This window comes from Microbacterium sp. Be9 (assembly GCF_011754135.1).
Taxonomy (GTDB): domain Bacteria; phylum Actinomycetota; class Actinomycetes; order Actinomycetales; family Microbacteriaceae; genus Microbacterium; species Microbacterium maritypicum_A.
Genome location: NZ_WNWT01000004.1, coordinates 1 through 14297, shown reverse-complemented (window position 1 = coordinate 14297; position 14297 = coordinate 1). Strand labels below are relative to the sequence as shown.

Here is a 14297-nt window from a genome sequence, read left to right as displayed (position 1 = left end):
AGCTGGTCGGGGCCGCCTTCGTATTCGTCGTCAGCCACGGTGTGCTCCTTGGATTCGTTCGATCACCGTGAGGACGGCGTCGATGGTCTGGGGGAAATCGAGTTCCGTCGAATCGACGACCTCGACGCCTTCTGCGGCGTTCAGGAAGTCGACGACGGCGCTGTCTGAGGCGTCACGCTTGTGCAGCGCCGCGGCGACAGCAGCCGCGTTCTCGCCGGCGAGTTCACCGGCACGTCGTGCAGCCCGTACCTCGGGAGCTGCGGTGAGAAGGATCCGCACCGGAGCGTCGGGGGCGACCACGGTCGTGATGTCACGGCCCTCCACCACGACGGCGGAGTACGACGACTCCGACACCAGACGGCGGAACAGCTCGTTGACCTGCGCGCGAACCTCGGGCACGCGTGCCACGCCGCTCACCGCGCCGGAGACCCTCGGGTCTCGGATGGCCTCGGTGACCTCGACGTCGCCGACGAGCACCGTCCGCTCGTCGGGGTCGAGCCCCAGCGTCAGAGGGAAGTCTGCCGCCGCAGCGCGCACGGCCTCAGGGTCTTCGGTGTCGGCGCCCCGATCGAGCACATGCCAGGCGAGTGCGCGGTAGGCGGAGCCGGTGTCGAGGTAGCCGAAACCGAGTGCGCGGGCGACGGCCTTCGAAACGCTGGACTTGCCCGATCCGGCCGGCCCGTCGATCGCGATGAACTTGTGCGCGTCGGTCACCGAAGCGTCCGCAGCAGAGGTCGAGATATCAGTCATTCGTGCTCCCAGCGATGCGCCATCCACGTTCCTGCAGCCCGGTGATCGCGCCATGCAGCGCCGCGGGATCGACGCTGATCTCGGCGAGGCCGAACTGCGCGCCGGGCGAATGCTCGAGGCGGAGGTCCTCGACGTTCACACCGAGCTCGCCGAGCTCTCCGAACAGCCGGCCGAGCTGACCCGCGGTGTCGTCGACCATCACGACGAGGGTTTCGAAACGCTGATTCTGTCCGTGCTTGCCGGGGAGCCGTTCGACGCCGTCGTTTCCTTGCCGGATGGTCTCGGCGACGATGCGGCGGGCGCCCGGAGCGCTCGGCGCACGCAGGGCATCGGAGATCTCGCCGAGGTCGGAGGCCAGCGCATCGAGGATCTCGACCACGGGTGCCGCGTTCGCCCCGAGGATCTGCACCCAGAGCTCGGGGGCGGATGCCGCGATGCGTGTGGTGTCGCGGACGCCCTGGCCTGCAAGGCGGAGCGCCCCCTCTTCCGCTTCGGCGAGGCGACCGGCGAGCAGGCTCGCGACCACCTGGGGCACGTGCGAGGTCAGCGCGACCGAACGATCGTGCTCCTCCGGAGTCATCTCGAGGGGCGTCGCTCCGACGTCGAGCGCGAGGGCCTCGACGAGGGCGAGGTCGGAGGCTCTCGTCTCCTCATCACGGCACACCACCCAGGGGCGACCGATGAAGAGGTCGGCGCGCGCCGAGATCGCGCCCCCGCGCTCACGACCGGCGAGCGGGTGAGAGCCGATGTAGCGGGTGAGGTCGACACCGCGCGCCTGGAGTGCACGGAAAGGCTCGAGCTTCACGCTCGCGACGTCGGTGACGACGGCCTCTGGGAACCGTTCGAGTTCGGCCTGGATCACGTCGGCAGTGACATCCGGCGGGACCGCGACAACGACCAGGGACGGCTGATCGTCCTCGTTCGAGATCCTTCCGGCGCCGTAATCGACGGCGAGACGCAGTTGGGCGGGCGAGGCATCGGTCAGGACGACATCTACCCCCTTCGCGCGGAGGGCGTGGCCGATGCTCGCGCCGAGGAGTCCGGCGCCGACGATGCGGACGGTACCGGAGAGGCGCGGCGCGACGACGCCCGCTCTCCGCCCCGTGGGCGCACTCGTCGTATCGGTCATTCGTTCTCCTGCTCGCCTGGCGCCTCGGCGACACCGGAATCACGGCGCGACAGGGTCAAAAGCGCGCCGAGTTCGATTTTACTCAGTTCCCGCGTCTTCCCGGCCGGGAGGGTTCCCAGGTGGAGCGGACCGAACTGCCGGCGGACCAGTTCGGTGACGGGGTGGCCCACCGCCGCGAGCATGCGTCGCACGATGCGGTTGCGACCGGAGTGCAGCGTCAGCTCGACCAGGCTCTCCTCGCGGGAGGTGTCCAACAGCCGTGCCTTGTCGGCGGCGATCGGTCCGTCCTCCAGCTCGATGCCCTTCGTCAGCTTCGAGATCGTCTGCGGCAGCACTGTGCCCTCGACCTTCGCGATGTACACCTTCGTCACGCCGAAAGACGGGTGGGCCAGCACGTGGGCGAGCGCGCCGTCGTTCGTGAGGATCAGCAGACCGCTCGTCTCGGCATCGAGGCGGCCGACGTTGTAGAGGCGCTCCTCGTACTTCTCGGTGAAGCGACGCAGGTCGGGGCGGCCGCTCTCGTCCTTCATGCTGCTCACCACGCCGGTCGGCTTGTTGAGCATGACGTAGCGCTTGGAGACGTCGAGCTGGATCGCGGTACCGTCCACGTCGACGAGGTCGCGCTCGGGGTCGATCCGTCGCCCCTGCTCGGACACGACGATGCCGTTGACGCGGATGCGGCCCTCGGCGATGTACTGCTCCACCACGCGGCGGGAGGCCACGCCTGCCGCGGCGAGCACCTTCTGCAAGCGCACGCCCTCGGGCGCGGCCTCGGAGTCTGTCGAGGCGTCGAAGCCTGTCATCGGATGGTCCCTTCGTCGAAGCCGTCTGCACCGTCATCGAGCAGCGGGGAGATCGGGGGCAGCTCGTCGAGCGAGTTGATGCCCAGGTGCTGCAGAAGCGCGTCGGACGTGCCGTAGTTGATCGCGCCGGTCTCGGAATCCGCGAACAGCTCCGTGATCAGCCCGCGGGCGAGCAGCGTGCGCACGACGGAATCGACGTTCACCGCGCGGATGGACGCGACCTGGCTGCGCGTCACCGGCTGCTTGTAGGCGATGACCGCCAATGTCTCGAGCGCGGCCTGCGACAGTCGCGCCGGGGCCTGCCCTCCGACGAACTCGGCCACCATGGCATCGAGATCTTCGCGGACGTACAGTCGCCACCCGCCCCCTACCTCGCGCAGCTCGAAGCCGCGCCGTGGTCCCGTGCCCCGCCCGTCGTAGTCCTCGACGAGCATCTCGAGCGTCTGACGTACCGCTGGCACCGGCGACCCGACGGCGGCAGCCAACGCGACGAGGCCGATCGGCTCATCCACGATGAAGAGGATCGCTTCGACCCGCTCGGCGAGGGGAATCTCGGGTGCCGTCCCGGCAGGGTCCGAGGTCTGATCCTCCGACCCCGTGGGGTCGGACCCCTCCGCGTCGTCGGTCTCCATCACAGCGTCGGTCTCCGTCACGTCATCGGTCATAATCGGCTCCCAGGGTCGCCAGCGTCTCGTCCGACCAGGAGTCGGCGGCCCAGCGGAGCGTCAGCTCGCCGAGCGGTTCCAGTTGTTCGAAGGACAGCGCCGCGTGCCGATAGAGCTCCAGCACCGAGATGAAGCGCGCGACGACGATGCCCGGCTCCGTGACGCCCGCGACGAGCTCACGGAAGCTCACCGACTCGGTCCCACGCAACAGTGTCACGACGATCGCCGCCTGCTCGCGGATGCTGACCAGCGGTGCGTGCAGATGGTCGAGCCCGACGTGCGGGATCTCCTTGGGTGCGAACGCCAGCAGCGCGAGCGCGGCGAAGTCGTCGGCGCTCAGCGACCAGACGAGCTCCGGAGTCTGCCGCCGGTGCTTCTCCTCGAGGGGAACGGCACGGACGTGTCGGCGATCCTCGCGCTGCAGGCAGCGAGCGAACCACGTCGAGACCTCCTTGAAGGCCCGGTACTGCAGCAGGCGGGCGAACAGCAGGTCACGCGCCTCGAGAAGTGCCACCGCCTCGGCATCCACCAGCTCGCCCTGCGGCAGGAGTCCCGCCACCTTCATGTCGAGCAGGGTCGCGGCCACGACCAGGAACTCAGAGGCCTGGTCGAGGTCCTCATCGTCGTCGAGTTCCCCCAGATACGCGATGAATTCGTTCGTGACCGCGCTCAACGACACCTCGGTGATGTCCATCTCATGTTTCGAGATGAGATTCAGCAGCAGGTCGAAGGGGCCGTCGAAGTTCGACAAGGACACCCGGAAGCCTGCCGTGTCTGTGGCCGCGGCATCGCCCGCGCTCTCCTCGAGCGTTGCGTCGACAGGCCCCTCGCTAGGCGACGGCGCCACGGGCGACCAGCTCCCGCGCCAGCCGCAGGTACGCCTGAGCGGCGGCGTGCTCGGGGGCGAACTCGGTGATGGGCACGCCCGAGACCGACGCGTCGGGGAACTTCACGGTGCGGCCGATCACGGTCTCCAGCACATCGTCGCCGAATGCCTCGACGACCCGCTCCAGAACTTCGCGGGAGTGCAGCGTGCGCGGGTCGTACATCGTCGCCAACAGGCCGTCCATCGTGATCGACGGGTTCAGCCGGTCGCGGACCTTGTCGATCGTCTCGATCAGCAGCGCCACACCGCGCAGGGCGAAGAACTCGCACTCGAGGGGGATGATCACGCCGTGCGCCGCGGTCAGCGCGTTCACGGTGAGGATGCCGAGGGACGGCTGGCAGTCGATGAGAATGACGTCGTACTCCCCCGCCACCTGGCGCAGGACACGTGCGAGGATCGTCTCGCGCGCGACCTCGTTGACGAGGTGGACCTCTGCGGCAGAGAGGTCGATATTGGCCGGCATGACGTCGAGACCCTCGACGCTCGAGTGCACGATCGCATCGTGCGCGTCGCGCTTGGTGTCCAGCAGCAGGTCGTAGATCGTCGGCACATCGTGCGTCGGGATGCCGAGGCCGGCCGACAGGGCACCCTGCGGGTCGAAGTCGACGGCGAGGACCTTCCGGCCGTACTCCGCGAGGGAAGCGGCGAGGTTGATCGAGGTCGTCGTCTTGCCGACGCCGCCCTTCTGGTTGCACAGCGCGATGATGCGCGCCGGGCCGTGCGACTTCAGCGGCTCCGGGATCGGGAACCCGTGATAGGGGCGGCCGGTGGGTCCCATGGGGGTCTCGTCGGCCTTCTGCGCCTTCGCCCTGGACTTCGCCACTTTCTCAGCCACCCGTTCTCCTGCTCCGTCGTGCTTGGTCGATTGTACCGGCCGGGCCCCCGCTCAGCTGCCTCGGCACGCGGCAGACGCCAGGCCGGCGCTGCGAGGTCACCGGGCGCGCGGGTGCGACGTCGCGTAGATGTCGCGAAGGGCGTCGACCGAGACGTGCGTGTAGATCTGCGTCGTCGCGACCGAGGAGTGTCCGAGCAGTTCCTGCACGACACGCACGTCGGCACCCCCTTGCAGGAGATGCGTCGCGAACGAGTGCCGCAGCGTGTGCGGCGATACGTCCACGGTGATCTGGGCGCTCTCGGCTGCCGCGCGGATGACGAGCCACGCGCTCTGGCGGGAGAGCGGGGCGCCTCGCGCCCCGAGGAAGAGCCGGGCCGAGGCGCGACCCTTGGCGGCGAGGGCGGGGCGCACACGGGTCAGATACGTGTCCACGGCGGCGCGCGCGTAGGAACCCAGCGGCACGATGCGTTCCTTGGATCCCTTCCCCCGCAGCCGCAGCACATCGCCGTGCGCCAGGTCGTCCACATCGAGGTCGATCGCCTCGGACACGCGCGCACCGGTCGCATAGAGAAGCTCGAGCAGAGCGCGATCACGGATGCCGAGCGGCGCTTCGGGAGACGGCGCGGCGAGCAGACGCTCGACCTGTTCGATCGTGAGGGCTTTGGGCAGCCGTCGCGGCGCCTTCGGCGGGCGGAGCCGACCACTCGGGTCGTCGGCCTCTATGCCCTCTCGTGCGAGGAAGCGGTGCCATCCCCGCACCGACGACTGCAAGCGTGCGAGGCTCGTCGACGCGGGTGGCGGCTCCGCGGAGGCCCGTTCCGCGATGAATCGGTCGATCGTCGCCGGCGTCACCTCGCCGGTGTCGTCGATCCCCTCGGCGACCAACCACTCCCGGTATCCCTCGAGGTCGCGCCGGTAGGCCGCGATCGTGTGCGCGCTCAGACCACGCTCGATCGTGACATGACGCAGGTAGGCGTCGAGGGCGCGCTCGAGCTGCATCCTCAGCCCCGGTCGTGCAACCTCTGCGAGGCCGCCAGCACGCCGATCGCGAGGATCCCATTGCGCATCCGACCCTCCATGACCGCAGAGACCGCATCGGCCAGAGACACCCATTCCACCCGGATATCCGCTTCCTCGTCCTCGCGATCGTGCGCCGCACCGGACGGTTGGACGCCGGTCGCGAGGAACACGTGGATGATCTCGTCGTTCCCACCGGGCGTCGTCCACGAGGAGACCAGTGGCTCCCAGTGAACGGCGACCAGGTCGGCCTCCTCGGCGAGCTCACGCCGGGCGGCCTCGAGAGGCTCTTCGCCTTCCACATCGAGCAGTCCGGCCGGGAGCTCCCAATCACGATGGCGGATCGGGTGGCGGTACTGCTGGATCAGCAGCACCCGCCCCTGTTCGTCGAGGGCGACGATCGCCACCGCGCCGGTGTGGGTGACGTACTGCCGCACGATCTCACCGTCGCCATAGCGCACGCGGTCAGAGCGCACGTCCCAGACCCTGCCGCGGTAGACGAGGTCGCTCTCGAGAACCTCCGGCTCGAAGGTCTCGTCCCGGAGGCTCTCCGTCGACTCCGTCATCATCGCTCGATTGCTCGATTCAGTCGTCCGCGCTGACGTCGAACAGCTCGCTTGCGCGGTGCCGATCGATCGCCGCGCCCACCAGCCCGCGGAACAGCGGGTGCGGGGCGGTCGGACGCGAACGCAGTTCCGGGTGCGCCTGGGTGGCGATGTAGTACGGGTGCACGTCGCGGGGCAGCTCGACGTACTCGACGAGGTCGAGCTCCGGGTTGAGTCCGGAGAACACCAGCCCCGCCTCGGAGAGACGGTCACGGTAGGCGTTGTTCACCTCGTAGCGGTGGCGGTGACGCTCGGAGGCCTCAGGGGCGCCGTAGAGCTCGCGGGCGAGCGAGCCTTCCGCCAGGGCTGCCTGGTACAGACCGAGGCGCATGGTGCCGCCGAGGTCGCCACCGTCGAGGATGTCGACCTGCTCGGCCATCGTCGCGATGACCGGTTCTGCGGTCTCCGGGTCGAACTCGCTGGACGAGGCCCCGACGATGCCGGCGACGTCACGTGCGTACTCGATGACCATGCACTGCAGACCGAGGCACAGGCCGAGCGTCGGGATGCCCTGCTCGCGCGCGAACTTCAGCGCGCCAAGCTTGCCCTCGATGCCACGGATGCCGAAGCCGCCGGGCACGCAGATACCGTCGAGCTGTGCCAGCTGCTCCTGCGCGCCTTCCGGCGTCTCGCAGAGATCGGAGGGGATCCAGCGGATGTTGACCTTGGTCTCCTGCGCGAAACCGCCGGCTTTGAGCGCCTCGGTCACCGAGAGGTACGCGTCGGGCAGGTCGATGTACTTGCCGACCAGACCGATCGTCACCTCGTGCTTGGGGTTGTGCACCGCGTGCAGCACCTTGTTCCAGCGGGTCCAGTCGACGTCGTCCGCCTTCTGGTCCAGGCCCAGCCGTCGCACGATGTACGAGTCGAGCCCCTGCTCGTTCAGCGTCGAGGGGATGTCGTAGATGCTCGGCAGGTCGACGGTGTTGATGACGCCTTCGACGTCGACGTCGCACATGAGAGCGATCTTGTTGCGGTTGCTCACGCTGACCGGACGGTCGCTGCGGAGCACCAGGGCATCGGGCTGGATGCCGACCTGGCGGAGCGCCGCGACGGAGTGCTGCGTCGGCTTGGTCTTCTGCTCCCCCGACGCGCCCATGAACGGGACGAGCGATACGTGCACGAAGAACACGCTGTCGCGTCCGAGCTCGTGACGAAGCTGGCGCGCGGACTCGAGGAACGGCTGCGACTCGATGTCGCCGACAGTGCCGCCCACCTCGGTGATGATCACGTCGGGGCGCGGGTCTTCCGAGGCCTGCAGGCGCATGCGGCGCTTGATCTCGTCGGTGATGTGCGGGATCACCTGGACCGTGTCTCCGAGGTACTCGCCGCGGCGCTCTCGCGCGATCACCTGCGAGTAGATCTGACCCGTGGTGACGTTGGCCGCCTCGGACAGGTTGATGTCGAGGAAGCGCTCGTAGTGTCCGATGTCGAGATCGGTCTCGGCGCCGTCGTCCGTCACGAACACCTCACCGTGCTGGAACGGGTTCATCGTTCCCGGATCGACGTTCAGGTACGGGTCGAGCTTCTGCATCACGACGCGCAGACCGCGGGCCGTGAGGAGGTTTCCGAGGCTGGCTGCCGTCAGCCCCTTGCCCAAAGACGAAACGACACCACCAGTCACGAAGATGTGCTTGGTCGTGTCGTTCTTGGGTCCCGCAGAAGAAGAGTTCATCACGGGCTTCGATCCTATCAGGAGGTGGGGACGCGGAGGCTGAGAAGTTCGCGGGCGTGGGTCAGGGCGGCGTCGGAATCGGCGAGTCCTGACAGCAGACGAGCCATCTCGGCTTCCCGTTCCTCCCCTTCCAGACGGCGCACGCTGGAGGCCGTGACCGCACCATCATTGGCCTTCACGACCGACAGATGGTTGTTCGCGAAGGCCGCGACCTGCGCGAGGTGCGTCACCGCGATCACCTGCGACTTCTCGGCGAGTCGGGCGAGTCGCCGACCGACCTCGATCGCCGCGGCTCCGCCGATGCCGGCGTCGACCTCGTCGAAGACGAACGTCGGAACCGGATCGGTCGCGGCGATCACCACTTCGATCGCCAGCATCACTCGCGACAGCTCTCCGCCGGAGGCTCCCTTCGAGACCGAGCGCGGCTCGGCTCCCGGATGGGGGGCGAGGAGGATCGCGACGTCGTCCCGGCCGTGGGCGCTCTCGGTGCCCTCGGAGACCGAGACCTCGAGGCGCGCGTCCGGCATCGCGAGCGCACGCAGTTCTTCCGTCACGGCAGCACCGAGACGAGAAGCCGCCTCAGCGCGCGCCGCCGTCAGCGCCTCGGCGTGGGCGTCGAGTTCGACCCGTGCCGCATCGCGCTCGGCGATCAGTCGTTCGATCCGATCGCCGTCGTCATCGAGTTCGGCCAACCGAGCAGATCCGGTCTGCCAGACGGTCAGCGCCTCGTCGAGCGAGCCGTGTGCACGGATCAGGGTGCCCAGCGCAGCGCGGCGTTCCTCGACAGCGGCGAGCTCGTGCGGACCCGTCTCGTCGAGATCGGCGAGATAGGCGGAGAGAAGGCCTGCGGTGTCGGCGATCCGATAGCCGATGTCGGCGAGGCTCTCGCTGATCTCGGTCAACTTCACGTCGGCAGCGCGTTCGAGTACTCGACGCGCCTCCGCGACGAGAGCCGAGGCATCAGGTTCGCCCTCTTCGCTCGAGAGCGCGCCGTGCGCGAGCGAGGCCGCGAGACGCAGCTCCTCGGCGTTCGCGAGACGCTCGGCACGCGCGGTGAGCTCCTGGTCCTCCCCCGGCTCCGGAGCCGTCGCCTCGATCAGCGCGAGGGCTTCTCGCAGCCGCGACGCCTCTTCAGCGCGACGTTCACGGTTCTCGGTGATCTCGGATATCTCGGCGTCGAGTGTCCGCCAGCGTGCGAAGGCCCGGGCGTATTCGTCCACGGCCTCAGCGATCGGGGCCCCACCGAAACGATCGAGCGCATCACGCTGCGCGACGGCCGAACGCAGTCGCAGCTGCTCGGACTGGCCGTGCACGACCACGAGCTCGTCCGCGAGCGAGGAGAGCACACCCGCGGGGGCCGCGCGCCCACCGACACTGGCACGGCTGCGTCCTTCCGAACTGAGCGTGCGAGACACGTAGAGTTCCGCGCTGCCAGCACCGACAGGCTCCAGCTCGCCACCGGCCTCGGCGACGATCTCGGCGACGGTTCCGCTCTCGGGGACGATCCAGACGCCCGCGACCGATGCCTGCGCCGCGCCCGCACGCACGGCTCCGGAGTCGGCGCGCTGGCCCAGCAGCAGTCCGAGCCCGGTGACGACCATGGTCTTTCCGGCGCCGGTCTCGCCGGTGATGGCGGTGAATCCGGGACCCAGCGGCAGCACGGCATCGGCGATGACGCCGAGCCCCTGCATCCGCATCTCCTCGATCATGACGTCTCCTCGATCATGACGTCGCCCCCGGCGCCTGTCCGCGCCACCCTTCGACGGGAAGCTGGAACTTGCGCACGAGTCGGTCGGTGAATGCCGTGGGGTGCAGACGAGCCAGCCGCACGGGACGCGAAGAGCGGCGCACCACCACGCGCGCGCCCGGCGGCAGGTCGTGCGAGCGGCGGCCATCGCACCAGAGGATGCCCGAGCCGTCCGTGCGTTCGAGCATCTCGATCGCCACCGAGGCATCGGGGCTCACCACGAGCGGCTTGGCGAACAGGGCATGCGCCGACAACGGCACCACCGCGATCGCCTCGACACTCGGCCAGATCACCGGCCCCCCGGCGGAGAAGTTGTAGGCCGTCGAGCCGGTCGGGGTGGAGATGACCATGCCGTCGCATCCGAAACTCGACAACGGCCGGCCGTCGATCTCGAGAACGATCTCGATCATCCGCTCACGGCTGGCCTTCTCGACCGTGGCCTCGTTGAGGGCCCACGTCTCATAGACGACCGTGCCGTCGACATCCTTCACACGCACGGACAGGGCGAGCCGTTCCTCGACCTCGTAGTCGCGGTCGATCACACGACGTACGGCTTTGTCCATGTCGTCGCGGTCGATCTCCGCGAGGAAGCCGACGTGCCCCATGTTGATGCCGAGCACCGGAGCCCCGCTGTCGCGCACGAGTTCCGCTGCGCGCAGAATCGTCCCATCCCCACCCAGCACGATCGCCAGTTCGAGGTCGGCCGGATCGACGGAGATGCCGAGTACGGCGATGTCGGCGAAGAAAGGATCCACGGCCACGAGTGCCTCGTGATCGTCGGCGGCCAGGACCGGTCGCGCTCCGGCCTCCCGAAGCGCGTCGACCACCCGCCGAGCGGCGTCGACGGTGTCCACACGGCCCGCGTGAGCGACGACCAGGATGCTGCGCTCGTTCATCGTCCTCCTGCCAGTCGGTTGATGCTGTCCAGCCATTCTGTCGGATTGCTGCCTCGACCCGGTGCGAGGTGCACGAGATACTCGGCGTTGCCGTGGGTTCCGAGGATCGGGGAGGGAAGGATGCCGAGCATCCCCAACCCCGCGTCCCAGGCGCTCCACACGATGCGAGCCACGGCATCGGCGCGTGTTGCGGGGTCGGTGACCAGTCCCCCACGGACGGCGGTGCGTCCGACCTCGAACTGCGGCTTCACGAGAAGCAGGACGTCGGACTCCAATGGGACCACCGCGGCGACGGCCGGCAACACGAGTTCGAGAGAGATGAACGAGAGGTCACCCACGACCAGATCGGGGGCTGCGACCTCGCCCGTCGCCTCGGCGAGATTCTCCCGTGTCATGTATCGGACGTTGTAGCCCTCGACGGAGACGACTCCGGGATCGGCGGCGATCGACGCGGCGAGTTGTCCATGCCCGACGTCGACCGCGAGCACCTCACGTGCTCCCCGCTCACGGAGCACCTGGGTGAAACCGCCGGTGGATGCGCCCATGTCGAGTGCCAGCCGCCCCTCGACCGGTATCGCGAAGCCGTCGAGGCCCGCGATGAGCTTGTGCGCGGCACGTCCGACGTAGTGGTCTGCACCGGCGATGGTGATCTCCGCCGCATCGTCGACCGCAGTGGAGGCCTTCACGACAGGTCGCCCGTCGACGCTGACGAGGCCCTCCGAGATGAGAGTGGCCGCGTGGGTGCGCGAACGGGCGAGTCCTCGGGCGGCGAGGGCAGCGTCGAGTCGCGTCATCGGGATCCCGAGGTCTCCCGCTGCTCGAGCTTCGCGCCGCTCTCGAGGCGACGGGAGAGCTCGTCGTGGAGGGCCGAATACGCGTCGGCCCTCGCCGGCAGCGGCTGCCCCTCGATCAGACGCAGTCGACTCCACAGGCCATCGGTCGGCGCGCTCGTCGTCTCATCGGTCACGGTTCTACTGTACGCGGCCCGTCCGACGCGGAAGGGCGCCACGCGAGCACCGTCAGGGACGGTGGAACGGGTCGTCGTAGAGGCGCTCCGGAACCCTCAGCACGAACACGGGGGTGCCGGATGCCCAGATGGCGGCGGCTCCCGCGCGCAGCAGGTCGATCTGCTCACCGGAATCCGCCACGATCTCGACGTCGGCGCCCGAAACCCGCACCGCCGCACCGTTCACGCGGAAGACGCCGTCCTGCTCGGTCACCTCGGGATACGGGGCATGCAGTTCGCGCAGGTCGCCGAGGATGTAGGTGGGACGCGAGCCCTCCGGGGCGGCCAGCACATGCTTCGGTCGGTCGATGCCGGTGAGCACCAGGGCAGAGTCGATGCCGACCCTGCTCGCCCCCATGATGTCGGTGTCGAGACGGTCCCCGATGAAGAGGGCCTTCTTCGCTCCGAAGCGTGCAAGGGCCTCCTGGAAGATCGGCTCCTCCGGCTTCCCCGCGACGGTGGCGAGCCTGCCGATCGCCGTGTGCACGGCGGACACGAGCGTCCCATTGCCGGGCGCCACTCCCCGCTCACGGGGGATCGTCCAGTCGGTGTTGGTGGCGATCCACGGGATGCCGCCTTCGTCCTCGGGAAGCTTGAGAGCGAAGGCCGCCTCAGCGAGATCCGTCCACGCGACCTCCGGAGCGAACCCCTGCACGACGGCGCTCGGCGCATCCTCCGCGCTCCGTGTGACTGTGTACCCGGCTTTCTGCACCTCGTCGACGAGGCCGTCACCGCCGATGACCAGGATCGTTGCCGGGGCGGGCACGATCTGAGCCATCAGCCTCATCGCCGCCTGCGGACTCGTGACCACGTCGGATGCCTGGACGCGCAGCCCGAGACTGCTCAGGTGCGCTGCGACCGAGGCATCCGTGCGTGCCGCGTTGTTCGTGATGTAGCCGAGTCGAGCCGACTTCGCCGCCTCGTTGAGGCTGTCCACCGCGTAGGGCAGGGCCCCGGGGCCGGCGTACACCACACCGTCGAGGTCGGCGAGTACGGTATCGACTCCGTCAAGCGGAGTGCGAGGCGATCGCTTCCGAGAGAACAGCGCCACTACGCCTCCGGTTCCGACTCGTCGTCCTCGCCGAGGAGCTCGCGCACCTCGTCTTCGACGGTCGGTTCCTCAGCGACGATTGCGGCTTCGTCGACGTCGGCAGGCGCATCGGACGCTGGCTCTTCCCGATCCGCGTCATCTGCCTCCAGGGGCGTATCCGCCGCGGAATCATTGTCATCCTCGTCGGGGAACTCTCCCTCGATGAGGCTGTCTTCGATGAAGATCTCCTCGTCGCCGGCCTCATCGACCCCTAGCGCCTCAGCGGCGACTTCGGCGCGGTGCGCCCAGAACTCCGCCTCCTCGGTGCGCCCGAGGTCTTCGAGCACGGCAGCGCGGGCGGCGAACAGCGCCGGGCTCCATTCGAAGGCCCGATCGGGATCGAGCTCCGGGATCTCCAGCTCGCCGAGTGCGAGTTCGAGATCGCCCTGGTCGAGACGGGCACCGGACATCGCGATCGCAAGCGCGACCCGGACCGGAGTCTCGAGCGCCGAACGATCGACGGCGCGTCCGGTCTCGAGCGCACGATCGGAGCGACCGATTCCGCGCTCGCTGTCGACCATCAGAGCGATCTGATCGTCCTTGCCGGAGATACGACGGTAGGTCCGCAGTTCGCGGAGCGCCAGGGCGAAGTCTTCCGTGGCGTAGGCGGTGATGCCGAGGGTCTCACGGACGATCGCGATGCGTCCAGCGCGGCGCGATGCGGCCAGCGCGTGCTCGTGGGCGAGCGCCGGGTCCTCGTCGATGAGACGAGAGGCCATCGCCAGGTGACGGGCGACGTGTTCGGCGTTCTCCTTGCTCAGCGTCTTGAGCTCATTACGCGCTGCGCCGTTGAGGTCGCGAGCCGTGACGTCGTCGGGGATCTGCGGCTCATCGAACCGCGGACGCTCGTTCGTCGCCTGAGCCGGACGCTCTCGCCCCGCTCCCCCGCGCTGCGGGAATGAACGTGAACGATCGCGGTCGCCGCCTTCGCGACGCGGGGCGCCACCGTCACGGTTGTAGCCGCCACCTTCACGACGGGGAGCTGCGCCGTCACGGCGCGGGGCACCCCCGTCACGGTTATACCCGCCACCCTCACGACGGGGAGCTGCGCCGTCGCGACGCGGGGCGCCACCGTCACGGTTGTACCCGCCCTCGCGACGGGGAGCTGCGCCGTCACGGTTGTACCCGCCCTCACGACGCGGTATAGTACGCGGCGAGACCGGCCCCGAGCTCAGGGCGGCTAACGACTACGC

15 protein-coding genes are annotated in these 14297 nt (G+C 68.8%); all 15 read right to left on the bottom strand.

The genetic code is table 11. The annotated features are described in order from the left end of the window. Nucleotides 1-30 precede the first annotated feature (30 nt). Nucleotides 31-750 (bottom strand): (d)CMP kinase, encoded by a 720-nt coding sequence (gene cmk, locus GLO27_RS04260; RefSeq protein ID WP_167253787.1) that lies wholly within the window; start codon nt 748-750, stop codon nt 31-33. Continuing rightward, on the bottom strand, nt 743-1879 hold the full coding sequence (locus GLO27_RS04255; protein ID WP_029264873.1) for a prephenate dehydrogenase: 1137 nt from the start codon (nt 1877-1879) through the stop codon (nt 743-745). Before GLO27_RS04255 ends, cmk begins: the two co-directional genes overlap by 8 nt. Next, nucleotides 1876-2682 (bottom strand): pseudouridine synthase, encoded by an 807-nt coding sequence (locus GLO27_RS04250; RefSeq protein ID WP_021199277.1) that lies wholly within the window; start codon nt 2680-2682, stop codon nt 1876-1878. Before GLO27_RS04250 ends, GLO27_RS04255 begins: the two co-directional genes overlap by 4 nt. Next, nucleotides 2679-3347 (bottom strand): SMC-Scp complex subunit ScpB, encoded by a 669-nt coding sequence (scpB, locus tag GLO27_RS04245; protein ID WP_243844743.1) that lies wholly within the window; start codon nt 3345-3347, stop codon nt 2679-2681. Before scpB ends, GLO27_RS04250 begins: the two co-directional genes overlap by 4 nt. Further along, a complete protein-coding gene (locus tag GLO27_RS04240; RefSeq protein WP_231479815.1) occupies nt 3337-4104 on the bottom strand; it encodes a ScpA family protein in 768 nt (255 codons plus the stop codon). Before GLO27_RS04240 ends, scpB begins: the two co-directional genes overlap by 11 nt. A gap of 73 nt (nt 4105-4177) precedes the next feature. After that, a complete protein-coding gene (locus GLO27_RS04235) occupies nt 4178-5011 on the bottom strand; it encodes a ParA family protein (RefSeq protein WP_168441067.1) in 834 nt (277 codons plus the stop codon). 153 nt (nt 5012-5164) lie between these two features. After that, on the bottom strand, nt 5165-6067 hold the full coding sequence (xerD, locus tag GLO27_RS04230; protein ID WP_021199273.1) for a site-specific tyrosine recombinase XerD: 903 nt from the start codon (nt 6065-6067) through the stop codon (nt 5165-5167). Between the two features lie 2 nt (nt 6068-6069). After that, on the bottom strand, nt 6070-6654 hold the full coding sequence (locus tag GLO27_RS04225; protein ID WP_318387314.1) for an NUDIX hydrolase: 585 nt from the start codon (nt 6652-6654) through the stop codon (nt 6070-6072). Between the two features lie 16 nt (nt 6655-6670). Further along, nucleotides 6671-8365 (bottom strand): CTP synthase, encoded by a 1695-nt coding sequence (locus GLO27_RS04220; protein WP_167253783.1) that lies wholly within the window; start codon nt 8363-8365, stop codon nt 6671-6673. Between the two features lie 17 nt (nt 8366-8382). Then, on the bottom strand, nt 8383-10074 hold the full coding sequence (recN, locus tag GLO27_RS04215) for a DNA repair protein RecN (protein WP_167253781.1): 1692 nt from the start codon (nt 10072-10074) through the stop codon (nt 8383-8385). A 13-nt stretch (nt 10075-10087) separates the two neighbouring features. Further along, nucleotides 10088-11008 (bottom strand): NAD kinase, encoded by a 921-nt coding sequence (locus tag GLO27_RS04210; RefSeq protein ID WP_136023621.1) that lies wholly within the window; start codon nt 11006-11008, stop codon nt 10088-10090. Continuing rightward, on the bottom strand, nt 11005-11802 hold the full coding sequence (locus tag GLO27_RS04205) for a TlyA family RNA methyltransferase (protein WP_167253779.1): 798 nt from the start codon (nt 11800-11802) through the stop codon (nt 11005-11007). The genes GLO27_RS04210 and GLO27_RS04205 overlap by 4 nt, the downstream gene beginning before the upstream one ends. Then, a complete protein-coding gene (locus GLO27_RS04200) occupies nt 11799-11975 on the bottom strand; it encodes a hypothetical protein (RefSeq protein ID WP_021201744.1) in 177 nt (58 codons plus the stop codon). The genes GLO27_RS04205 and GLO27_RS04200 overlap by 4 nt, the downstream gene beginning before the upstream one ends. Nucleotides 11976-12027: 52 nt before the next feature. Then, nucleotides 12028-13065, bottom strand: a complete 1038-nt coding sequence (locus GLO27_RS04195) for an HAD-IIA family hydrolase (protein WP_167253777.1) — start codon at nt 13063-13065, stop codon at nt 12028-12030. Next, nucleotides 13065-13823 carry a hypothetical protein gene (locus tag GLO27_RS04190; RefSeq protein WP_167253775.1) on the bottom strand — a complete coding sequence of 253 codons (759 nt, stop codon included), beginning with the start codon at nt 13821-13823 and terminating at the stop codon, nt 13065-13067. The genes GLO27_RS04195 and GLO27_RS04190 overlap by 1 nt, the downstream gene beginning before the upstream one ends. Between the last annotated feature and the right edge of the window lie 474 nt (nt 13824-14297).

Excerpts from the sequence above, each read along its gene's own strand:
- cmk (WP_167253787.1), bottom strand. The coding sequence starts at position 750 with ATGACTGATATCTCGACCTCTGCTGCGGACGCTTCGGTGACCGACGCG.
- GLO27_RS04255 (WP_029264873.1), bottom strand. The coding sequence starts at position 1,879 with ATGACCGATACGACGAGTGCGCCCACGGGGCGGAGAGCGGGCGTCGTC.
- GLO27_RS04250 (WP_021199277.1), bottom strand. The coding sequence starts at position 2,682 with ATGACAGGCTTCGACGCCTCGACAGACTCCGAGGCCGCGCCCGAGGGC.
- scpB (WP_243844743.1), bottom strand. The coding sequence starts at position 3,347 with ATGACCGATGACGTGACGGAGACCGACGCTGTGATGGAGACCGACGAC.
- GLO27_RS04235 (WP_168441067.1), bottom strand. The coding sequence starts at position 5,011 with ATGGGACCCACCGGCCGCCCCTATCACGGGTTCCCGATCCCGGAGCCG.
- xerD (WP_021199273.1), bottom strand. The coding sequence starts at position 6,067 with ATGCAGCTCGAGCGCGCCCTCGACGCCTACCTGCGTCATGTCACGATC.
- GLO27_RS04225 (WP_318387314.1), bottom strand. The coding sequence starts at position 6,654 with ATGATGACGGAGTCGACGGAGAGCCTCCGGGACGAGACCTTCGAGCCG.
- GLO27_RS04220 (WP_167253783.1), bottom strand. The coding sequence starts at position 8,365 with ATGAACTCTTCTTCTGCGGGACCCAAGAACGACACGACCAAGCACATC.
- recN (WP_167253781.1), bottom strand. The coding sequence starts at position 10,074 with ATGATCGAGGAGATGCGGATGCAGGGGCTCGGCGTCATCGCCGATGCC.
- GLO27_RS04210 (WP_136023621.1), bottom strand. The coding sequence starts at position 11,008 with ATGAACGAGCGCAGCATCCTGGTCGTCGCTCACGCGGGCCGTGTGGAC.
- GLO27_RS04205 (WP_167253779.1), bottom strand. The coding sequence starts at position 11,802 with ATGACGCGACTCGACGCTGCCCTCGCCGCCCGAGGACTCGCCCGTTCG.
- GLO27_RS04190 (WP_167253775.1), bottom strand. The coding sequence starts at position 13,823 with ATGGCCTCTCGTCTCATCGACGAGGACCCGGCGCTCGCCCACGAGCAC.